This window comes from Nostoc sp. 'Lobaria pulmonaria (5183) cyanobiont' (assembly GCF_002949795.1).
GTDB lineage: Bacteria > Cyanobacteriota > Cyanobacteriia > Cyanobacteriales > Nostocaceae > Nostoc.
The window spans coordinates 22620-45466 of sequence record NZ_CP026692.1 but is presented as its reverse complement, the minus strand read 5'-3'; the positions used below and the strand labels follow the sequence as shown (position 1 = coordinate 45466).

Genomic DNA, 22847 nt, shown 5'->3' with positions numbered 1-22847 from the left:
TTCCTAAATTGTACCTATTACTTTGTCACTGTTATGTGTAATAGTATTCAAGGGAATATTTTTACTTAAATCAAAATAGCTTTATTAGAAAACATTGTTTAGACAACGGCAGTTTTAGCCACTCGTCCTGCCTCCTCTAGCAGAATAAAGTTTTGCACCTGACTCAATCCGCCTTCCTGAGTCGATAATTATGCAATCGTTTTGCAGTAAAATTAATCGTCAAGATAGAGGAGGGCTTTGAGATGACTCGTGTCATCATTGTGCGCCACGGTCAAAGCGGTTATAACACCGAGCGGCGTATCCAAGGACGCACTGATGCGTCAACATTAACCGAAAAAGGTCGTAACGATGCCAGTAAAGTAGGCAAAGCCCTCAGCAATATCTTATTTAATACGATTTACAGCAGTCCCTTACAACGAGCAAAACACACAGCAGATATTATCCATAGTGAGTTAGCTACTCAGGCTAAACAATCTGATGTACTCCAAGTTTCTGATTTGCTGCTAGAAATTGACCTGCCTTTATGGGAAGGATTGCTGACTGCTGAAGTTAAGCAAAAATTTGCTGAAGATTACCGCACTTGGCATCAACACCCCGACAAACTGCGGATGCTGCTTAATGATGCAGAAGGAACAAGAGAACATTTTCCTGTTCTTGCTTTATACGAACAAGCACGGCAGTTTTGGCAAGAAATTTTGTCCCAACATCAAGGCGAAACTATTCTCATTGTCGGACATAACGGAATTAATCGCGCCTTGATTAGCACAGCGTTAGGAATCCCCCCCAGTCGTTACCACTCAATACAGCAATCTAACTGTGGCATCACCGTATTAAATTTTGCTGGAGGATTGGGCGAACCAGTCCAGCTAGAATCCTTAAATCAGACGCAACACACTGGAGAAACTCTACCTTCATTGCGACCGGATCATCAAGGAGTACGATTGTTACTAGTGCGTCACGGTGAAACCGACTGGAATCGCCAAACCAGGTTTCAAGGACAAATTGATGTCCCCCTCAACGATAACGGTAGACAACAGTCACAAAAAGCAAGCAAATTTCTCCAAGAAGTAGCAATTGATAATGCTTGCAGCAGCACAATGCTGCGCCCTAAAGAAACAGCAGAGATTATCTTAAAACAACATCCTAATGTAAAGTTAGAATTGCAAGATGGCTTAAGAGAAATCAGTCATGGTCTCTGGGAAGGAAAATTAGAAACAGAGATAGAGCAAGAGTTTCCGGGAGAATTGCAGCGATGGCGGATGATACCAACGCAAGTGCAAATGCCTGAAGGGGAGAATTTGCAACAGGTGTGGGAGCGCAGCGTTGCAGCTTGGCAATCAATTCTGCAAGCAGCATCAAATAATCAATTCAAAACTGTATTAGTAGTAGCTCATGACGCTACTAACAAAACCTTGCTTTGTCACATTCTGGGTTTATCGCTGGAAAACTTCTGGAGTTTTCGCCAGGGTAACGGTGCAGTCAGTGTTATCGACTACCCTGCTGGCATCGATGGTTTACCAGTACTGCAAGCGATGAACATCACCTATCACTTTGGTGGAGGCGTACTAGATAAAACAGCAGCAGGGGCATTGTGAGTGCTGAGTTAGGAGTTAGGAGGAGTTAGGAGTGAGGAGTGAGGAATAAAGTTAGAAGCAATGGCTGAAGAACAAATAACTCATAAGTAGCTAGACGTAAATAAATTGAAGTTTGTAGTGAGTTAGCGCGGTCTTCTCCCAAGGGGAGACGCCAAAGGCGATGGGGGTTTCCCCCATGAGCGACTAACTTTCCCGTTGGGTAAGGACTTTAGTCTTAATAATCCTTGCTTTGAGGGATGAATCGCTCGCTACGAACTAGGATTTTACTTTATGTTTAATTATGCTTACCGACTTAAACTCCTAACTCATAACTAAAAACTTTTATGACTGAACTGCTGCAAAAAGTACGAGTGATTGATCCTGTTTCTGAAATCGATGAACTCTTTGATGTGCTGATTGCTGATGGTTATATCCGAGAAGTGGCTTCGCACATTTCTGATATCAGTTCCGATACTCAAATCAAAGATTGTCAGGGATTAGTTCTCGGCCCTGGATTAGTGGATTTGTACAGCCACTCTGGTGAACCTGGCTTTGAAGAACGGGAAACCCTCTTGTCTTTCTTACAGGCTGCTGCTGCTGGCGGCTTTACTAGAGTTAGCATTTTACCCGATACATCCCCAGTTATTGATAACCCTGCACTTGTGGCACAGTTGCAGCAGAAGAGGCCAGAGGGGCACAAAAGCAAAGGAGCAGAGAAGAGTTTGTCTTTCCTGCTCCCCTGCTCCCCTGCTCCTCTGCTTCATCTCTGGGGTGCTATCACCGTAGATATTGCTGGGAAGCAGATGACGGAATTGGCAGATTTAGCGTCTGCTGGAGTTGTTGGTTTTACTGATGGTAAGCCCTTAGAAAATTTGGCGCTGGTGCAGAGAGTGTTAGAGTATCTCCAGCCATTGGGTAAACCAGTAGCATTTTGGCCTAGCGATCGCCAGTTAACAGCGAATGGTGTGATGAGAGAAGGGACAGATGCTCTCCGTTTTGGTTTACCCCCAATACCCGCCAGCGCTGAAACTACTGCGATCGCAGCAATGCTTGAATTGGTTGCAGCCATCGGCACACCAGTCCATATCATGCGTGTCTCTACAAATCGCAGCGTGGAATTAATTGCTTCAGCGAAAGCGGCTGGTTTACCCATCACCGCCAGCACCACCTGGATGCACCTTTTACTTGATACAAAAGCAGTTAAGAGTTATCACACCAGCTTGCATTTAGATCCGCCTTTAGGCAATCCCAGTGATATGGCGGCATTGCGTGCAGGGGTACGTGCGGGTGTAATCGATGCGATCGCTATTGATCATACACCCTACAGCTACGAAGAAAAAGTCCAAGCCTTTGCCGAAGCACCCGCTGGGGCAATTGGTTTAGAGCTAGCATTACCTTTGCTGTGGCAATATCTCGTTGAAACTGAGGAATTTACAGCTTTAGAATTATGGCGGGCATTGAGTACCAATCCAGCAGAGTGTTTGGGGCAAAAAGTAAGTGCGATCGTACCTCATCAACCAGCAGAACTTACTTTATTCGATCCCCAGCAAACCTGGAAAGTCGAACGTAAAAGTCTCTATACACTTTCACAAAATACACCTTGGTTAGGACAACAGTTGAAGGGTCATGTTGTGCAAACTTGGTGTTGAAAAAGCATACTTAAAACTACGGAATATAACTAATCCCCTAAAAGATTAAGATAGATTCCCCTTACTCTCTGAATTACTATTTTGTAAATTTATATTTTCCTGTAGTTATATTTGTAAGCATCCCCTAGCAAGGCAAACTAACACTTACAGTAGTTCCTTTTTCAGGAATGCTAGCAATTGTAAATTCACCACCATATAATTTAACTATATGCTGAACAATAGCCAGTCCTAAGCCAGAGCCTTGTTGTTCCCATAACTTTCGATTAAATTGTACAAAAGCTCCAATTTTATTAATCTCTTCTATTGCCATCCCTTTGCCATTATCAATTACATATAAATTAAATTTATTACCTTCTCTCTTACTCATAACTTGAATTTCGCTGTTTGGTAAAGAAAATTTAAAAGAATTCTCAAGTAATTCTTCAATAAGAATACTCAAATTTTCTTGTGGTAATTGTACTGGAGATTCTTGGATATCTAGCTTTAAATCTTTTTCTCTACAGTTTTCTATAGCTTTTTTGAGAGCGACTTCACTAATAATTTTTTCAGTAAAACATCTATCTTTTTTTTCTTTTATTTGACGAGTTTTTTCGGGACTTTTAGTTATTATTTCCAGATTACTATATAATAAAAACCTTTGAACGAGTGCATTCAAGCGATTGGCGGATCTGTAAATTAATTCGGCAATTTCGACTTCTTCAGAGTCAGGTATGATGCCACAACTTTCTATTAACAACTGTGACATACCGAGAATACCATTTAAAGGTGTATTCAGTTCGTGAGGTAATGAGTGAGCAATATTCATTCTGAGTTCGTCTAGTTTGGCTTGGGCTTGGCGCTCAACCAAAGCGTGTTTATGAAGACGAGAAGCAATCGCATTGAGTAGTTCTTCAGGAGTAAATGGTTTAGTCAAATAATCATCAGCCCCAAAATCCATTCCCTGACGAAAATCTGAACGCTCTGATTTTGCAGTAACAAATATTAAAGGAATATTGATAGTTGCTTCATTGTGGCGTAAAGCAGACAGCACGCTATAGCCGTCTAATTCAGGCATCATAATGTCACAGATAATTAAATCTGGTAATTTTGATTGAGCAATTTCTAATCCAATCTTACCATTTGCAGCTATCAAAGTTTCAAAATCAGAAAGTTGTAAAATTTCTTGAATGTTTCCTCTGACTTGGGGTTCGTCTTCTATAATTAAAATTGTGTTCATCTATGATTAGTGAAAATAAAAATATCAGTTTTATTTTATTGGTCTAGGATGATATGCTATAGCAATTTTCGACCTAGTGAGATACGTTTTCAAAGGTACTAACCTTGGTAAAGAAGATTTGGATATACTTCAGTTGCTTAGGAAACGCTATATCCATATAAAGCTTATCTTGCTAAATAATAAAAATTAATTATCAATAATATCGTATAATCATATTTATACTTTAAGTACAAACGCTGAAATATTTAAATATGTTTGTTGTAAAACTAACTATTTGCTCTGCTTCAGCAAATTGAAATTTTGCAAAACTTTGGCATTTTCTGGGGTTAGTAGTGTTTGTGAGTTCTTCATTTCATTCAAAAACATCATTTCTCTAGCATACTCTTGTTGTAAGATACTCAAGTAGCGATCGCACTCAACATCTGATTGAGCTTTTTTCAGCATATATAGGACTCCGATTTGATTTCTGAAAACATACTGAGACTGAAAAGCCCGTTTTATCAGGGTTGTATCTGAAATCTTGTTCAGAAATCAGATATGAGTCCTATAGATTGCTATATTGATATTTGAAAGCGGATTACCTAAGTCTTGTAAAATTTTTTGTAAAACCTTGTTGCATATTTATGCTAGGTGTTGGCTATCTTGCAGTTTTTGTGATATCTATAGACGCAGTAAATGCAGCTGCTAAAACTGATTATTCAGCTTAAAACTTGGGAATTTACATTAGATTCCAAACAATATCCTGCAATTTATTGTTCCCTAAAATTATTTACTAATAACACATTAGAGATTTTTCATTGAGGAAATCACTTATAATTAGTGGTAGTTCTACCCTAAATGTCGTACCGACTCTGACCTGGCTAGCAAAGGTAATTCTTCCTCTATGAAGGTCTATACAATTATTGACTATTGCCAAACCTAATCCAGTTCCTGGCATATTACCAACATTACTAGCTCGGTAGAATGGTTCAAATAATTTCTGTTGATCCTCTGGTAAAATACCAATACCCTCATCTTGAATTAGAAAAACTGCACTTTTATCTTGAACTAATAAATCAATTTGAACATTGCTACCATCTGGTGAGTATTTAACAGCGTTTGAAAGCAAATTGCTCAGTATTTGTCGCAAAAGCTTCTTGTCTATACAAGCCATAAAGCGATCGTGTGTTGATGAATTACCCAAGTACTGGGGAGAAAAAGCTAGGGTATGTTTGGGAGAACTGAGTTGAATTTCCTCTACCAAAGAACAACAGAAATTAATTAAATTAATATAAGTTGGTTCAAATGCCAATTTTCCAGCTTCAGCCTTATTAATTAGCAAAATATCATCTAATAGTTGAGTAGTGTGTTGAACATAAGTCTGAATGCACTGGAGATGTTTATGTTTTTGTTGTTCATCTAGTTTATGGCTAAAACTTTTTAAGATTCCAGCAGAGGAAGCAATCACAGCTAAAGGAGTTCGGAACTCGTGGGAGGTCATAGAAATAAAACGAGATTTCAACTCACTGAGTTCTTTTTCTTTTACTAAAGCTTTACAAATATTTTCTTCAGCTTGTTTGCGCTCACGTATATCTTTAACTACACCGATCACATAAATGGGTTTACCAATCGGATCTCGAATTAGCGAAACCGTTAGATTTATCCAAATTACATCAGCATTTTTATGTAAATAGCGCTTCTCAATAGAGAATGTTTCTACCTCTCCTACTATTAGTTTTTGCAGATGATTTAGATGGATTTCTATATCCTCTGGATGTGTGATATCTCTAAAGTTTTTCTTTAATATTTCTTCTTGGCTATAGCCTAAAATTTCACACAACTTTTGATTAGCTTTAAGAAAATGACCATCTAAAGTTTCTAGTTTAATTCCCACAGCTGCTTGATTAAAAATAGCTCTAAGTTCTGCCTCACTTTGTTGTAAGTCTAAAGTGCGTTGCTTAACCCTGACTTCTAAATCTTGATTGAGTTTTTGTAGAGCTTCTTGTGCTCGTTGCCTTTGCAGTTCAGCAGATGCTCTAGCTGCAAATACTTTGAGAATTCCTTCAAATTTATGTTGGTCAGGTATGGGTTTGTCATCTACTATGCATAGTGAGCCAATTGGTTGACCAAAATCGTCACTTAAAATAACTCCCATCGAACTTTCAGCTTCCATAGCAGCTAATCTTTTAGCATTAGGAAAGAACTGCTGAATTCCCGAACTACAATGGTAAAATCCTTGCTTAAGCAAAATTTCACATAGAGTTGATTTTGGGTCATAGCAAATATTCAGTTGTAACTGCCCATCAGACCAAAATCCTAAAGTGTGAGCTTGCCCATCAACTAACTCACTTACTAAGGTGTTACGGACATCTAAAGTAGAAGAAATATGCTCAACTAATGCTGGGAAAAAGTCACGTCCAGTCGTAGAGGCTGTACTTTCTATCAAACTTTGTAAGGCTATTTCAGCTTGTTTGCGTTTTGTAATATCGATTCCAATTGCAACGGCAGCTGTGTTTTGTTGATATTTTTGAGCTACAAGCAAATAATTACATGTTTTACTATTAATTTTAACATCAATAACCTTAGAATCTGCTACATCTTGTCTATTTAAAAATTCTTGCATAAATTCTGTAAATTGCGGGCTGTTTTCCATAAAGCCCAATTCTTGACCAACAAAAGCATCGGGAGTCAAGTTAAAACTTTCAGCTAAATGGCGATTAACCCCTAAATAATATCCATCATCATTTACCCAAGAAACAAACCCAGGTACTGCATCTAAAACCGTTTGTAATTGCTCTTTTGCTTGTTGCAGATTTTTTTCTGCTCGTTTATATTCTGTAATATCCTCAGAAATACACAACAGGTATTCGGGTTGTTGGTTTTTATCATACAAGGGAATTTTAGTCGTGTGTAAAATTCTTCTACCAAAACTAGGGCTGTCAATAGGTTCTTCAGAAATATCTTGAGGTAAACCGCTAGCAAAACTTTCTAGGTCTTTTTGGCAGAATAAGTCTGCTTGTTCTTTCGGGAAGAATTCATAATCTGTTTTGCCAATAGCCTGCTCTGCTGTAATACCAAAAATATTTTCGCAGGTATGATTCCAGAGCTTGACTGTCCCAAAACTTTCTGGTTTCGCATCTTTAACAAAGACGGCTACAGGCAGATTATTAATCATCGACTGTAAAAAGTTGCGAGTCTGTTGGAGTTCCTCTTGTGCTTTTCGGCTTTCAGTAATGTCAATGCCTGTACAGACGATATAATCAACTTGATTATCACGATTAGGTAAGACTTTATTTGACCAAGAAATTAAGCGGCGATCGCTATCTTTAGTAACTAAAGAAGTTTCGTAACGTTGAGGAAATTCTTTATCAGCTAAATTTTTAAAAATATCTTTGATACATTGTGTGATTTCAGGTAACAGCAGCACATCCCAAACAAATCTTCCTTTAACTTCATCAAATGTGTAACCCGTAGCTTGCTCGCAAGTATGATTAAAGCGAACAATTTTCCCTTGAAAATCTAGTACTATAACTAGAGCGTCTGCTAGATTCAAAACGGTAGCAACAAAATTACGCTCCAATCGCAATTCTGCCTCGATTTTTTGGCGTTCTACAAGTTTGACTCGTGTATGATTGTAAAGTTCGGCTTGTAGAATAGAAACTGCCAGCAGACTGGTAGGAGTCACTAATCCAATTAATTCTCCTCGATCCCCAATAATAGGCAGATGGCAAATCCGATTTTGTCTCAGCAAATGTAACGCAGTAAAAACGTCTTTAAAATCTCTTAACTTCAATGTTATTAACTCTCTGGTCATCACTTGGGCAACACTGATACCCTCTAGATTTTTACCTTGTGCTGTCAGCTTAATTAAATCTCGTTGCGTAATTATCCCTACCAACCGCGAGTTTTCTATAACTAAAACACAACTGGTGGCTTGAGATGTGTTGCTAGCTATATCTTTACTTGAGTTGGTCAAAGAATTGTTATCTTTGATTGGCAAGCTATCATGATTACCTGATGCCTCATTGAGTAGTGCAATCACATCTGGAAGCATAATCTTAGAGCTAACAATGAGTGGATGACGAATGATAGTCTGTTGTAAATTATCAGAGATGAGAGAGTTAATGAACATTATGTATAGAATTATCTTTAATAAATAAGTAAATAATATTTTTGCTCATAATTAATTAAAAAGCATCAGTGTTTTCTATGATTAATTTTCTTATATTTTTATAAAGATTTTATATTATTTTTAATAAATCCCATTTACTGTAAAAGCTGGTTTTTTAGTAGAAGTATATTATTTGTTCATGGCTTGAGTTCTGAGCTTTTTCTTGATTTCAAAAAATAACGGTTTTTAAGGTAGATGCAGCTTAACCGTAATCAAAGTAATTAGAACGGATTGTCATTACCTTGAAATATAGCGATCGCACGATTCCGTTCTATTTCAGTAGGATCGGGTAGGTCTTGCTGATTCCATTTACACAAAGTCTGACGCTGATTCTGAAAGTAATTTGGGTCTACTGTCTCAGCTTGTTGTCGATATAATAGTGTAAAAGTAAAAAATTGCCCTGGCTATATCCCCTTTTACCTTCTCTCTAGGCTCAAATTTAGAAGATCCTAATTTGCTAAACTCATTAATTTCACTGCTAGTAATTGTAGATTAAACAGTATCATTTCGATACCATTTCTTAGTAGTTGTGTCGGCTATATCGTCAGAAGCTTTATTACCTCGCTCGCTATTAATATCTGCTCGTGCAGGAAATAGATGGTGAAGGTCACTTCGAGAATTACCTTTGTCAGCCCCTTTACTTTGTGGCCAAATATGTTCGGTATTCAGTCCTATAGGTTGGGTAAAATTTGCAATTTGTTGGGAAAACTTTCATATACTCATCAAGAGTCAGAACTATTTCCAAAAAAATCCCATCCAAGAATTAAGTTATACTGCAAAGGTTTCAGGGATGATGAGCAACACCAACATAGTATATGTATGTTTATTCCTCTTTCTGATAATTGTCTTGTTTAAGATGTTAGGAAGGCAGATTCAGGCAAATTCCTTCCCAGTAGGCGAACAGCAGGCAATCAGAGTTTTATTTATTGGCAACAGCTATACCTATTTCAACGATCTTCCTTGGTTGACGCAACAGTTGGCGGCTTCAGCGAAAGAACCTAAAACGCTGGAAACTGAAATGGTTGTGGTTGGTGGAGCTACACTCAAAAACCACTGGAAACGTGGTGAAGCACTCAAGCTTTTGAAAGCGAAACGCTGGGATTACGTAGTACTGCAAGAGCAAAGTACTTTACCAATTACCAATCCCAAGGAAATGTACAAGTATGCTAGTCTGTTTGATGCTAAAATTAAACGAGTTAATTCCCAAACAGTGTTTTACTTGACTTGGGCAAAGCAAGATCAACCAGAAACGCAACAGATATTGACTGATGCTTACATGACCATTGCTAAAGAACTGAATGCTAAAGTTGCACCTGTGGGAATTGCTTGGCAAAAAGTTCAAGAAGCGAATGTGAAATTAAACCTTTACAGCTCCGATCAAAGCCACCCTAGTCCGATTGGATCGTATGTTGCAGCGTGTGTATTCTATACAACATTTTATGATAATAGTCCCATAGGCTTGAGTCGTCGTATATATAGTAGCGATTCTAGTACCCCACAAGAAAATAACAGAATTGAGTTGGAAAGTTTAAGTGAAACAGATGCCCAAATTATTCAAAATTTAGCTGAGCATATCGTCAGAAATCATTCAGAAGTAAGTATTCAGGAGTCAGAATAAATTAACGAAAATTAAAAAGTAAAAACAGTGCTACACATATATACTGCTTTAAGATAATGCGATCGCAAATAAAGTAATTGTTAATTATTCAAATTATAGAAGCAGTTTTATAAAAATATTTTTTTATTTTAGAGTCGATTCTTGATTAGCGAGCGATCGCATCTTAAATCTCAATATCAATAGCCCGATCCTACTTGCTTATGAGAGAACTTTTTCTACCACTGCGGCTTTACATCACTTTATGAAGTTAATACGATTTAGGGCAATTACCACGTTAGTTTTTTGGGGTAGGTGGGTAGTATAAATTACCTAAAAACTAATTTGGTATATAGCGATGTTCAAGACTAAATTATCACAATCCCATACTTGGGGGGAACTTAATACCTCAAAGTTCATGGATCGCCATGTTGGGGCGATCGCAGCTTTAATTTTAATTAGCTTACTGAGTTCATTGAGTGGAACACCATTTGACCATAGCATTTCTAACGGCTGGGAAGCCTTTCTCTGGGGATTGGCAGATCCAGTAATTAGTTTAAATTGTTTAGTTGGTATTGTTGCTATTGGCTTACTCTCATCTGTGTTTGTTCATGGCGCTGCGATCGCTGGATGTTTTGTCTTCGCAACAGTTTTGGGCATTGTAATTCATATATTCCAGCTAAATTTACCAGGCACAGAAATAGCGATCGCTGAAAGCGTTGGCGCAGCCATCGCCATTTCTACCATTATTTTTGGTACTATGCTGATGATGCCAAATCAACTAAACTTTCTGGTGCTTGCTCTGCTGGGCATCAGTGCTGGTTTATTTCAGGGTTACGCTAATGCTGAATCTATTGTTGCGGCAGGAATAATACCAGTAGTTACCTATATACTAGGTATTACCTTAACTCTGTTTGCGGTTGCGATGAGTGCCAGAAAAATTGGTGTTGCGATGGGTATGGGAGAAATAAATCGAATTTTACCTTGGATCAGCCTTGCTGGCTTCGCTTTTTGTGCGATCGGTATTGTGTTTTTAAGCAATTCGCTTATTTAAATCAGATATTTCAATTCGGTGGAATACATTCATTCGTGGGGGCGTACACCTAGCTGTGCGCCCCCACTGCGTTTTCAGACTGGACAAGCAAGCATTCTAGTGAATAAGTTGATGCACCTCTGCGCTAATCTAGAGGCTATATCTAGATAAAAAGTTATGACACCTGAAGAAATTGCGGCTACGCTCACAGAATTATTTGACACATCGGCTGTTGCTACGACTGCTCCTGGCTCGTGGCAAATAGACACTCCTACTTTTCGGCTGTTGGTGCTGCTTTCCGAAGATAATACTTGGCTGCGAGTTTTACTGCCTATTCTGCCCATTCAAGAAGCCCAACCATTTTTAGAACAGTTCCTAGAAGCCAACTTTGATGACACTCAGGAAGTACGTTACGCTTTGTATGAAAGGGTAATTTGGGGGGTATTTCAACATCACAGTGGAACTTTAGTGAGTGCAGATTTGTCCAATGCAATCAACCGGCTTTTATCTCTCCATCAGGCTAGATTAGAGAATGTCTTTAATCAACTAGTTGAAAGCCGCATCCGACAAATTATTCAGGCAGCAAAACAGCAAGGACAATCTCTACAAGCTACTATGCAAAGCTTAGATCGCTTTTACGCCGAAGGAATGATGGGCGAAATGAATCAAACTTCACAAGGGCGAGAAGAAGTCCTAACTGCTTGGCGGCGTCAGTTAGAACGTTTATGGAATGAGGGTTGATTTTCAGTTTTCATATTAAACCAATTTACAGATATATTTATCTATCATGGATATCATTGAAATCCTCAAAGAAGACTATCAAAGATTCCCAGTCAATCAAACTTACAGTATTTACACTCCAAACGTTTATTTTCAAGACCCACTGAATAAATTCCGTGGTGTTAAACGTTACAAAGTAATGATTAATTTTATCCAAACTTGGTTTTTAGATCCCAAGATGGACTTACATAATATTCAACGTTTAGGAGACACAATAAAAACTGAGTGGACACTCAGTTGGAATACCCCTCTCCCCTGGAAGCCACGGATCTCTATTCCTGGTTGGAGTGAATTAGGTCTTAACTCTGATGGTTTGATTGTCTCTCATATCGATTATTGGAATTGTTCACGCCTAGATGTGGTGAAGCAGCATTTTTTCTCTTGAAAAAGTTAATAATTGATATATCTGAACAGGTGATTGCTATTACACTAAACGTAACAACAAAAGCCATTAATCTTTATGAACGAGAAACTTAAATAGCACACCAGCAAGTGGAAGAACTGAAGGCTAGATTGAAGGAATTGGGAATTGATCCAGAAGAGTTAGAGTAGGAAAAATAAGCACTACTTCTCTTTCTCTTCATCTAATGCTTTTTGGATAGCACGACGGCAAAATTCTGGAGGATCGTCTTTAGCTTTTACCTCTTCCTTCATTTCCTTTGTGACTCGCAAATTTATGTATTCAGTCAATGGTTTATCTCTGTCAGTTTTAAAACCATGATTTTTAATTTCTGGATTTCCACGATTATCTTTAGACACTTTACGTTACTTAATATATCTGGACTAATTGATATACGTATTGAATAATGATTTATTAGTGGGTATTTCGCCTGAGAAACTAGATACCCACCAAATATCCCATTAGAAACGAGACACTTCTATTTTATGTTTACGCGTTCCGAACTTGAAATCAAAACCATCCAAGAGTTACGCGATTTATGCCGACGCTACGGTATCAAGCCGACAGGAAACTCAGGATACAAAGTTTCTTACATCACTTCTCTAATGGCATTCCCACAACTAGCCCTACATCAGATGCAAGAGGGAAGAGGGTTAAAGGCTCCCACTTTCACGACTTTTCAGTATATTGGCGCAGCAATCGATGAGATGAGTTCACCCACAGATGAGCAAATAGCACTGATTCGCCTAACGCTGGAAGGTAGGAAAATGGCTTATCCAGATAGATTTGAACAGGAAAAGCTGTTGAACTTGCACAAAGCTAAGATGCTTGTTGAGCAAGCTTTTGCCATGTTGAGCCAGTAAACAGCCCCGATCGCAATTTTCAGGTAATTAGGCCATAGTGCAGGTTAGCACAGTTGTGCTGCTCTACGGGGGATTGAAACAAAATCCCCCAATACTTTAGAGTGAATAATAAACTCAATTCCAAAGCGCGATCGCAATGACTGATAAAGAACTCAAACATCTACTTGAGAGTAATGCTAAAACAGTCCAAGCTATGTTAGATGAAATGGCGGAAGCACGTCAGGAACGCCAAGAACTCCGAGAAGGAATGCTTCAAATCCAGAATGCAGTAGCACAATTAACAAACATACAAGAGAGAATAACCAATTTACTAATTTCTCTTGATGGCGATCGCCCCACAATTCTTAAAAAACTCTCAGCACTGGAAACTAAACTCGATCGGCTATTGCAGCAAAACCCAACGGATGAGTTAGGGTAAATACTCATAATTAATGCCTAGACGTGTTTAGACAACATTTATTTTCCTTAAACAGTCGATAATGTAAATAAATGTAATAAAATCCTCAGGCAGGAAAAAAGCATCTATGCGTGTAATTTTGATGACTGGTAAAGGCGGTGTGGGCAAAACTTCCGTCGCTGCTGCAACTGGACTCCGTTGTGCAGAACTCGGCTATCAGACATTGGTTTTAAGTACAGATCCCGCCCACTCCCTAGCAGACAGTTTTGACATGGAACTGGGACATACACCCCGAAAAATTCGCCCAAATCTGTGGGCTGCTGAACTGGATGCGCTGCAAGAACTGGAGGGAAACTGGGGTGCTGTGAAACGTTATATTACCCAAGTTTTACAGGCAAGGGGTTTAGATGGCGTACAAGCGGAAGAATTGGCAATTTTACCAGGCATGGATGAGATTTTTGGCTTGGTAAGGATGAAACGCCATTACGATGAAGGTGAGTTTGATGTTTTAATTATCGACTCAGCCCCCACTGGCACAGCACTGCGCTTGCTGAGTTTACCTGAAGTCGGTGGCTGGTATATGCGCCGTTTTTACAAACCATTTCAAAACATCTCGGTGGCACTTCGACCTCTGGTTGAACCTTTTTTTAGACCAATTGCTGGTTTTTCGCTACCAGATAAAGAAGTAATGGATGCACCTTATGAGTTTTATGAACAAATTGAAGCTCTAGAAAAAGTATTAACAGATAATACTCAAACCTCAGTGCGTCTGGTAACTAATCCCGAAAAAATGGTGATTAAAGAGTCACTCCGCGCCCATGCTTATCTGAGTTTGTATAATGTTGCAACAGATTTAGTCGTGGCTAATCGGATTATTCCCAATGAAGTCCAAGATCCATTTTTCCAACGTTGGAAGGAAAGTCAGGAGCAATATCGTCAGGAAATTCATAATGATTTTCACCCTCTGCCTGTGAAAGAAGTTCCCCTATTTTCTGAGGAAATGTGTGGATTAGCTTCATTAGAACGCCTGAAAGAAACTCTTTATAAAGATGAAGATCCGACTCAGGTTTATTACAAAGAAACAACTCTTAGAGTAGTACAAGAGGAAAACCAATACAGCTTAGAAATTTACTTACCTGGTATCCCTAAAGACCAAGTTCAACTCAGTAAAACTGGAGACGAATTAAACATTACTATTGGCAACCATCGTCGTAACTTAGTTTTGCCACAAGCCTTAGCAGCACTACAACCAGGCGGAGCAAAGATGGAAAATGACTATCTAAAAATCCGCTTTGCTGACAACACAAGAGTTTAATTTTGTTGAACGTTACTCTGTCAACAAAAAGTCAAAACTAAAAAGCAAGAATTTTCTCTTGCACCTAGTACAGACGCAACTTTTTTAGCGTCTGTTTTTATGATTTTTTGGTGAATTTTGATAAAAGGCAAATAAATATTTTTACTAGTGATTTGACCGTAGTTTTACTGAAGACAAAATGATGAAAAAAAAATCACAATGTCTTTAGATTTAATTATGTCAGTTTTCAAATTATTAATTTATTTTGCTATAACAATGACCTCCAATTCTGAACAAGATTTGCCTTTATATCGTAATGAAGAAAGTTTACTACGCCGCATTACAAACCGTATCCGACGAAGCTTAGAGTTGGAAGAAATTATCACAGTCACAACGGCAGAGGTGCGATCGCTATTAAAAACTGACCGAGTGATGATTTACAAATTTCATCCTGATGATAGTGGTCAAGTGATTGCTGAGTCAATTTACGAAAATCGTTTGCCATCACTACTAGGACTGAATTTCCCTGCTGATGATATTCCACCCACCGCCCGTGAACTATTTATTAAATCACGGGTGCGTTCTGTTGTAAATGTTGATACTAAAGAAATTGGTCAAATTCACCTGCATGACTTGGATAATGGAGAAACTATATCAGAGGAGATCCGTTACCGCCCTGTAGACCCCTGTCATGTTGAATATTTGATGGCAATGGGGGTAAAATCCTCTGTGGTAGTGCCTATTCTCTATCAAGATCAACTTTGGGGGCTGCTGGCGTCTCATAATTCTGAAGCGCGTTTGATTTCAGAATATGAACTAGAAGCAATACAAATGGTAGTCGAGCAGCTATCAATGGCGATCGCTCAAAGTACCCTTCTGACTCAAGTCCGCAAAACAGCCGAACGAGAAGCGATCGTTAATCGCATTGCGACTCTGCTACATTCACTGCCAACAATTGTATTACAGCCAGCCCTAGAAGAGGCTGTTGCTGCCTTTAATGGTGTTGGTGGCAGGCTTTGCCTTAGAAATGAAGCTTTTGATTTCCACAATGGCAACGCGATCAGCTTAATAGAATGCTTAATACCAGGAAATACTTGTATCAAGCTTTATATCTGTGGAGAGCAACCTGTGATGCCAGAACAAACTATATATCCACTCATAGAACAGTATAGCGTCTGGCAAGAACACTACAAGTTTAGTAAATACGATGTTTGGGCAATTTCAGATATATATAAAATTTCTGACTTGCGAAGTTTGCAAGTTGCTTTTCAACCAACTAGAATTCGCAGTATGTTGATGATCCCGCTCCAATATCGTCAGCAATTACTGGGCTACTTAAGTATTTTCCGCAGCGAAATAGATACAGAAACTCTCTGGGCGGGGCAATATGATAGCGATCAAAGGCAACAGTATCCCCGACAATCCTTTGAAGTTTGGCGCGAATTTAAAAAAGCACAAGCTCAAAAATGGACGGTTGAAGATATTGAACTGGCTAGAAACCTCAGTAAACACTTTGCTTCCGCAATTCAGCAGTATGAATTATATCAACAAGTACAAATCTTCAATGAAAACTTAGAAAAACAAGTTAAAAGACGCACCGTAGAGTTACAACGGACAGCTGAACAACAACGGGCTGTGTTTAAAGTTATTGCCGAAATTCGGGAATCTCTGGACACAAATACGATTTTTCAAACCACAACTAAAGAAGTTTGTCAATTAATCAAAGCCGATCGCGTTTCTGTTTATCGTTTTGATTCTAATTGGGGTGGTGAATTTGTCGGAGATTTCGAGGCTGCTAGTCCATATTGGTCGAATGAGTCAGAACTAGGTATTAATACAATTTGGAATGATACCTACTTACAAGATACACAGGGAGGACGTTACCGCCACAATGAAACATTTGCAGTCGATGACATCTACAAGATGGGGTTTGCTCAATGTCATATCGACAATCTAGAGCAGTTTCAAATTCATGCTTTTGTGCTTGCTCCGATTTTTGTTGGGCAAAAACTTTGGGGTTTACTAGCAACTTATCAACACACTGGCCCCCGGCAATGGAAAACTTCTGAAGTTAACTTTCTCAGTCAGATTGCCGCCCAAATGGGCGTAGCACTCCAGCAAGCTGATTTACTCTCTCAAACACAACAACAGACATTAGATTTGCAACAAGCAGCAGAACAACAACGGGTATTGTTTGAAGTTGTGGCGAAAGTTAGAGAATCTCTCGATCTAGATGCGATTTTTCAGACAACCACCCAAGAAATTTGTAAATCATTACAAGCAGATCGAGTTGCAGTCTACCGCTTCCAGGCTGATTGGAGTGGTGAATATATCGCCGAGTTTGTGGGCGATGGTTGGATAAAGTTAGTAAATTCTAATACTAATACAGTTTGGCAAGATAGCTATTTGCAGGAAACCCAAGGTGGGCGATATCGTCACAATGAAACTTTTGCAGTTGATGATATCTATGAAGTTGGGCACTCTCAATGCCACGTTGCAGTTCTAGAGCAAATTCAAGCAAAGGCTTATGCGATCGCACCTATATTTATCGGGCAACAGCTATGGGGCTTGCTAGCAGCTTACCAGAATTCTGCACCCCGCCATTGGGAAGCCTCAGAAATTAAATTTATTACTCAAATTGCCAATCAACTTGGGGTTGCACTCCAACAAGCTCAATTACATAATCAAACCAAAGAGCACACCCAAAAGCTGGCTCAAGCTTTGCATGATTTAAAGCAAACTCAAACCCAACTGATCCAAACTGAGAAAATGTCCTCACTAGGTCAACTGGTAGCTGGTGTGGCTCACGAAATTAATAACCCCGTGAACTTCATTTATGGCAACATCAATCATGTCAATGATTACACCCAAGATTTACTCAGTATCCTAGACCTCTATTTCCAAAATACTCCCAACCCTAGTCCTGAGATTAGCGATCGCGCCTTCGAGATCGACTTAGAATTTATCATAGAAGATTTGCCCAAAACTCTATCTTCCATGAAAATTGGGGTCGATCGCATCCGTCAGATTGTCTTGGGTTTACGGAACTTCTCTCGCCTTGACGAAGCAGAAAAAAAACCAGTTGATATTCATGAGGGCATTGATAGCACCTTGCTAATTTTGCAGCATCGCTTGAAAGCAAAACCAGAAAGTCCGGCGATAAAATTAGTCAAAGAATATACTAACCTTCCTTTAGTAGATTGCTATGCCGGGCCACTAAATCAGGTATTTATGAATGTTTTAAGCAATGCGATCGATGCTTTAGAAGATTACACGGAATCTCAATCAAAACCTCATAGCAGTCAAATTACTATCCGTACTGCTTTTGGAGAACTTGAAGGCAATATCAAGAGTGTAGTCATTCGCATTGCAGACAATGGGCCAGGAATACCCGAAGCTCTCAGAGCAAGAATCTGCGATCCCTTTTTCACAACTAAGCCAGTGGGAAAAGGCACTGGCTTGGGGTTGTCAATTAGTTACCAGATTGTCGTAGATAAACATGGTGGTGTGTTTAGATGTGATTCTGTGCCAGAGTTAGGTACAGAATTTTGGATTGAAATTCCGATTAAACAAATTAGTCATTAGTAATTAGTCATTGGTCATTTGTCATTGGCAAAGACTTTTACCTTTAACTGAAGCGTATTGCCGATCTCCGACTTTTTAAAGAAGTTGGGGATCTAAATCAGGGTTAAATGACATTTGATCTTACAGGAATTGGATTTTTAGTTGATAAATCACCTCTAACTTCTAAGTTGCACAGGCATAGCTAAATAGGTCATTTTCAAACCACCCAATGGCGTAAAAATTACTGGAGTTAGGCTTTGATTTAAATGCATTTGAATTTCGGTAGATGGTAATTCTTTTAAGCCTTCCATCAAATATTTAATGTTAAAAGCAATTTCAATATTTTCCCCAGAAATTTCTGCTGGCATTGACTCTCTACCATTGCCTACATCTTGAGCTTCACAAGATAAGGTAATTTCTTGAGCTTCGCTATCAATGCTGAGCTTGACAATATTATTTTTTTGATCGGCTAACACAGCAATCCGCTCCAAAGTGCTAACAAATTGTCGCCGTTCAATTGTTACTTGTCGCTCAAATTGGCGCGGAATTAATTGTCGATAAGCAGGATATTGCCCTTCTAATGTGCGACTAGTCAAGCGTTGATTTTGCCATGCAAACACAACTTGACCTCGATCGAAATATAAAGCTACAGGTTCATCTGATGAGGCGCTATGAGCTAACATTCGTTGGAGTTCACGTAATGCTCTAGCTGGTACTGTTACTTCTAGTTGACTAGTTCCGCCTAGAGGACGCTCGTTGCTAGTTTCTACGACTGCGAGGCGATGTCCGTCGGTAGCTGCAAATTCTAGAGTATCTTGTTTAACTGTTAAATGCACACCGGTGAGTACTTGTTTGGTTTCATCAGCACTGGTAGCAAACAATGAACCGCGTAATCCCTCAATTAATGCGGTGGTGGTGAGATGAATTACTTCTGTATTTTCAATTACAGGAAGTTCGGGAAATTCTTCTGGCCCCATTGCTTGGAATTGGTAATGTCCACTCTTAGGTGTGAGTGTGACAATTAAACCTTCTCCACCAGATGTTGCACCTGTCAAGGCTGATTCATCATCGAGAGTGATTTCACCTTCTGGAAGACGAGAAGTGATGTCTACAAGTAATTTAGCAGGAAGTGCGATCGCACCACTTTCCCATACCTCTGCGTTAAAGCTGGTGCGGATTCCTAAGCTGAGATCGAAGGCTGTTAAGCTTACTTGGTTAGTTTCAGCATCCGCTTGTAACAGCACATTGGCAAGTACTGGATGAGTTGGTCGTGAAGGTACTGCACGACTAACGAGTGAGAGGTTTGTACTGAGATCGCTTTGGGAGCAAACTAATTTCATAAGTCAGATTCAGCTGGTGAAAGATATCCTAACACCCTTATTGTTCAGTATGCGATCGCTGTTTTTTAGTTAGTACGTAGGCGTAAGCATCGCTGACGAAGTTGCTTAAGCGTAGAAAACTCGTTTAGAGGATGTTTTAAAAGTTCTTGGGTCGGTAGCAAAAGGTTTTAGATCCCCTTAAATCCCCCTTAAAAAAAGGGACTTTGATTCCGGTTCTCCCCTTTTGAAGGTAGGACTGTTTCATTCAACAAGATTATCTTTAACCGCAATTACGTAATCGTTGCCACTCAAAGTAGGGGCGCAAGGCCTTGCGCCCCTACTCCGATGATTACACGTCGGATTGTTGAGACAGAGAAACTTGTTTGCCCTCTCCAAGCAGCGATTACTAGAGGTCTTTTCGCCCTCCGATCTCACATGGCGTAATCAGGTTTTATTACATCCAATAACAGTTTATAAACAAGCTTGTGTAATGTTAAAGAATTATAATTAAGACCATTAAATAATTAGCGATCGCAGTCTCTTCAGACGTAACTTTGCACCTCCTGGTTATAAAATGTCAAACTTTCTAGTTTTTTTTGCAGGTCTAACGAGCAAGGATTGAGTGCTAAAGTCTCTAAATTAAGCTCATCCTGAAATCGTTTGATTTTATCACGACAGGTAATTACATCACCAATAATTGAGTTTTTCAGCAAATAGTCTTCATCAAAAGAACTTTTTTGATCGCTAATCGACATCGGATGTTTACTGTCATTACCACAACTTTTGGCTCTATGTTTAAAAGCTTTCATTCTTTGGCTAAAAGTGCGAAGAAAAGGCAATGCCTCACTTACTGCTTCTTCATTTGTGCGAGCAACAAAAAAGAACCGTGCTAGCATCAAGCGATCGCAACCACTGGAATTAATCGCACGATATTTAGTAACATTGCTCTTAAGAGTATCCAGAGAAAACGGCGCTCCTCCCATTAAGCCAAGGGAATTAATAGCGGTAAACTTGAGCGCTTCATCATCGCTGGTTGCTACATATACTGAAATCGGTTTCTGCAAAGGTTTTGGATAAATAGTCACTCCTTCGCACTGATAGTATTTGCCACTAAATGACACGTCAGTATCATATAGTAGTTTATGAATCAATGCCATTGCCTCTAGAGTTTTAGAGCGAGATTCACTCATGGGAGTGCCAAAGTGCTTGTTTTGTTCGGGGAACGGCCCACCCTTAGCAATTCCAATGGAAAGTCGTCCGTTGCACAGATTATCCAGTGTAGCAATGCTTTCAGCAATAGCGATCGGGTTGTGAAATGCCAGCAATAATGCTGCTGAACCTAATCGGATTTTGACAGTTACGGCTGCTAAGTGTGCCATCAACATTAAAGTCGATGGGCTAACACTGAAATCGTTAAAATGATGCTCTGTTACCCAAGCTTCTTCAAAATCCAAGCTTTCTGCACGTTTTACCAACGCAACTTGCTCCTCGATGGCACGACGAGCATCTTGGTGATGATTTTCGTAATTGCAGAACAGTCCAGTTTTCATAGCAAGTGTTCTTATTTTTGTGTTGCAAGCCGTCGCAGTTTTAGCCACAAACAGGTGGGGAGCGAAACGTTTTATTAGAGAGTTTGGTTCTGTGCAAAAAGGTTAGCGAAGCAATTTTTTACTGATGTCGGTTCCGTTGGACTCAAATACTATCAAGTGCAATACTTGCTCTAGGAAACGCCGTTTATCAAAAATACCTTGAATCAGCACCTCTAGTTCAGTTGCACCTTTGAGAGAAAAATCTTCACCTTCAATAGTGTGCCAGGGTAAAAACTCCTGCAAGTCTGAGGTTAATGTACCGACTCGTGCTTGATTTCCGCAAGTAAGAAATAGGAATGAATTATAAAAAAACAGCTTCGGTATCTGTTGAAGGTAAGTTTGGATTCGTTGATAACCTGCTTTGAATGTGGCATGTTCATCACTTGGATAAATCGAGACAATAACTGCCAATGGTAAACCGTTGATAAAGACAACTACATCAGGACAGTGAGCATGATTCCCTTCAACTACAGTCAAAGGATGAATAACTAGCCAATCATTATTTAGCAAATTAAATGGATCGGTGAGCCACACTTTATCATGAACTATTTCATCGTTCAAGAAATATTCAACTTCAACACCATCGGTTAGAAGTTTGTGAAAGCGGCGGTTATTTTCCAACAAGTCAGAACTCTCTGTGGAGGTAACTTGATAGATAGCCTTGGCGATCGCTTCAGGCGGTTTTGTTGGGTTAATCTTTTGTAAAGCGCTATGAAGGCGATCGCGCAAAACCACTTCTTTATAACTACTGCGCCCGATGCGATGCTTACCTAAAGCAACATCTGGCTCTAATAAAACTGTGTAGCCAATGACCTCGAACCAAGTAAGCAAAGATGGTGCGTAGGCGTAGCCCGTCGCAGCCATCGCAGATTGTGTGAGATCAAAACGGCGGCGAAGTTTTCTTATAACACGACTCGCCTTCACAGTTGTTTGCCTTAGCTGTGCTGGATTCATGAGAGTGGAAGACTTAATTTTGAGTCAATGCAGAAGCTGCGCATAGCTTGCTGACATTGGTTGGTATATTCACAGATGGCGTATACGGCTTGATAGTAACTATCAAAGCTAAAATTGTTCAATAATATTGTATCTAGTGCTACATTCTACCAATTTTATTGGTAATGATATTTCTATTTCTGATACTTTCAATTGGTTTGCGAGTGTTAACCCTTTTAGAGTTTCAGGTTTGTCGCCATCTAAGAAAAATCAAGAAAAGCTTGCTGGACTTTATGTTGGTAATCCGAAGCGAGAAACAGCACGTCCCACTGCTGAATTACTTCTTGCAGCATTTAAAGAAATTACCCTGCTGTTGATTGAGGTGAAAAATGAAGTATTATGCCCACTTGAGTGCTATGCACACCCTTACAGCAGCGTATTCTTGTTTTCCTTGGGTTCTCGACTACTATTTACACTTAACTTGGTGGTCAA

At 39.3% G+C, this 22847-nt stretch carries 18 protein-coding genes and 2 pseudogenes; 11 read left to right on the top strand and 9 right to left on the bottom strand.

Annotation, left to right across the window (positions count from 1 at the left end; genetic code table 11):
* Positions 1 to 242: 242 nt before the first annotated feature.
* Together NLP_RS00215 and NLP_RS00210 are read left to right on the top strand one after the other, a co-directional pair.
* Entirely contained in the window at positions 243 to 1595 is a 1353-nt protein-coding gene (locus NLP_RS00215) for a histidine phosphatase family protein (protein WP_104904634.1), read from the top strand.
* A gap of 323 nt (positions 1596 to 1918) precedes the next feature.
* Positions 1919 to 3223, top strand: a complete 1305-nt coding sequence (locus tag NLP_RS00210; RefSeq protein WP_104904633.1) for a dihydroorotase — start codon at positions 1919 to 1921, stop codon at positions 3221 to 3223.
* Positions 3224 to 3347: 124 nt separating this feature from the next.
* Here the strand turns inward: NLP_RS00210 and NLP_RS00205 are convergent, their stop codons facing one another.
* From NLP_RS00205 to NLP_RS00195, 5 genes and pseudogenes are all read right to left on the bottom strand, one after another.
* Positions 3348 to 4439: a hybrid sensor histidine kinase/response regulator gene (locus tag NLP_RS00205; protein ID WP_104904632.1), complete on the bottom strand. Its 1092-nt coding sequence runs from the start codon at positions 4437 to 4439 to the stop codon at positions 3348 to 3350.
* Between the two features lie 270 nt (positions 4440 to 4709).
* On the bottom strand, positions 4710 to 4883 hold the full coding sequence (locus tag NLP_RS32595) for a hypothetical protein (RefSeq protein ID WP_158680232.1): 174 nt from the start codon (positions 4881 to 4883) through the stop codon (positions 4710 to 4712).
* 328 nt (positions 4884 to 5211) lie between these two features.
* Complete coding sequence (locus NLP_RS00200; RefSeq protein WP_104904631.1) at positions 5212 to 8550, bottom strand: PAS domain S-box protein; 3339 nt, start codon at positions 8548 to 8550, stop codon at positions 5212 to 5214.
* A 260-nt stretch (positions 8551 to 8810) separates the two neighbouring features.
* Positions 8811 to 8906 (bottom strand): endonuclease, encoded by a 96-nt coding sequence (locus NLP_RS35430; RefSeq protein ID WP_267894902.1) that lies wholly within the window; start codon positions 8904 to 8906, stop codon positions 8811 to 8813.
* A 40-nt stretch (positions 8907 to 8946) separates the two neighbouring features.
* Positions 8947 to 9243 (bottom strand): annotated as a pseudogene (locus tag NLP_RS00195) (endonuclease).
* 202 nt (positions 9244 to 9445) lie between these two features.
* On the opposite strand from NLP_RS00195, the gene NLP_RS00190 reads away from it, so the two are divergent.
* The 4 genes from NLP_RS00190 to NLP_RS00175 all read left to right on the top strand — a co-directional run bounded on the left by NLP_RS00190 (position 9446) and on the right by NLP_RS00175 (position 12381).
* The gene (locus tag NLP_RS00190; RefSeq protein WP_104904630.1) at positions 9446 to 10207 is read left to right on the top strand and encodes a DUF4886 domain-containing protein; all 762 of its coding nucleotides are present in this window, start codon (positions 9446 to 9448) and stop codon (positions 10205 to 10207) included.
* Between the two features lie 334 nt (positions 10208 to 10541).
* Positions 10542 to 11237 (top strand): HupE/UreJ family protein, encoded by a 696-nt coding sequence (locus tag NLP_RS00185; protein ID WP_104904629.1) that lies wholly within the window; start codon positions 10542 to 10544, stop codon positions 11235 to 11237.
* Positions 11238 to 11393: 156 nt separating this feature from the next.
* Positions 11394 to 11957 carry a hypothetical protein gene (locus NLP_RS00180; protein ID WP_104904628.1) on the top strand — a complete coding sequence of 188 codons (564 nt, stop codon included), beginning with the start codon at positions 11394 to 11396 and terminating at the stop codon, positions 11955 to 11957.
* A gap of 46 nt (positions 11958 to 12003) precedes the next feature.
* Entirely contained in the window at positions 12004 to 12381 is a 378-nt protein-coding gene (locus tag NLP_RS00175; RefSeq protein WP_104904627.1) for a DUF2358 domain-containing protein, read from the top strand.
* Between the two features lie 179 nt (positions 12382 to 12560).
* Here the strand turns inward: NLP_RS00175 and NLP_RS00170 are convergent, their stop codons facing one another.
* Positions 12561 to 12755 (bottom strand): hypothetical protein, encoded by a 195-nt coding sequence (locus NLP_RS00170; protein ID WP_104904626.1) that lies wholly within the window; start codon positions 12753 to 12755, stop codon positions 12561 to 12563.
* A gap of 126 nt (positions 12756 to 12881) precedes the next feature.
* Here NLP_RS00170 and NLP_RS00165 point away from each other — a divergent pair, with 126 nt between their 5' ends.
* The 4 genes from NLP_RS00165 (at position 12882) to NLP_RS00150 (ending at position 18535) form a co-directional block, all read left to right on the top strand.
* Positions 12882 to 13259: a hypothetical protein gene (locus NLP_RS00165; RefSeq protein ID WP_104904625.1), complete on the top strand. Its 378-nt coding sequence runs from the start codon at positions 12882 to 12884 to the stop codon at positions 13257 to 13259.
* 136 nt (positions 13260 to 13395) lie between these two features.
* Positions 13396 to 13677 (top strand): hypothetical protein, encoded by a 282-nt coding sequence (locus NLP_RS00160; protein WP_104904624.1) that lies wholly within the window; start codon positions 13396 to 13398, stop codon positions 13675 to 13677.
* A gap of 106 nt (positions 13678 to 13783) precedes the next feature.
* Complete coding sequence (locus tag NLP_RS00155; protein ID WP_104904623.1) at positions 13784 to 14971, top strand: TRC40/GET3/ArsA family transport-energizing ATPase; 1188 nt, start codon at positions 13784 to 13786, stop codon at positions 14969 to 14971.
* A gap of 255 nt (positions 14972 to 15226) precedes the next feature.
* The gene (locus tag NLP_RS00150; protein WP_104909714.1) at positions 15227 to 18535 is read left to right on the top strand and encodes a GAF domain-containing protein; all 3309 of its coding nucleotides are present in this window, start codon (positions 15227 to 15229) and stop codon (positions 18533 to 18535) included.
* A gap of 155 nt (positions 18536 to 18690) precedes the next feature.
* On the opposite strand, the gene dnaN is transcribed toward NLP_RS00150, so the two are convergent.
* From dnaN to NLP_RS00135, 3 genes are all read right to left on the bottom strand, one after another.
* Positions 18691 to 19854 (bottom strand): DNA polymerase III subunit beta, encoded by a 1164-nt coding sequence (gene dnaN / locus NLP_RS00145; protein ID WP_104904622.1) that lies wholly within the window; start codon positions 19852 to 19854, stop codon positions 18691 to 18693.
* Positions 19855 to 20375: 521 nt separating this feature from the next.
* On the bottom strand, positions 20376 to 21383 hold the full coding sequence (locus tag NLP_RS00140; protein ID WP_104904621.1) for an LLM class flavin-dependent oxidoreductase: 1008 nt from the start codon (positions 21381 to 21383) through the stop codon (positions 20376 to 20378).
* Positions 21384 to 21485: 102 nt separating this feature from the next.
* The gene (locus tag NLP_RS00135; RefSeq protein WP_104904620.1) at positions 21486 to 22376 is read right to left on the bottom strand and encodes a type I restriction endonuclease; all 891 of its coding nucleotides are present in this window, start codon (positions 22374 to 22376) and stop codon (positions 21486 to 21488) included.
* Positions 22377 to 22549: 173 nt separating this feature from the next.
* On the opposite strand from NLP_RS00135, the pseudogene NLP_RS00130 reads away from it, so the two are divergent.
* Positions 22550 to 22835, top strand: a pseudogene (locus tag NLP_RS00130) (IS1634 family transposase); the annotation flags it as partial.
* Positions 22836 to 22847: the final 12 nt, after the last annotated feature.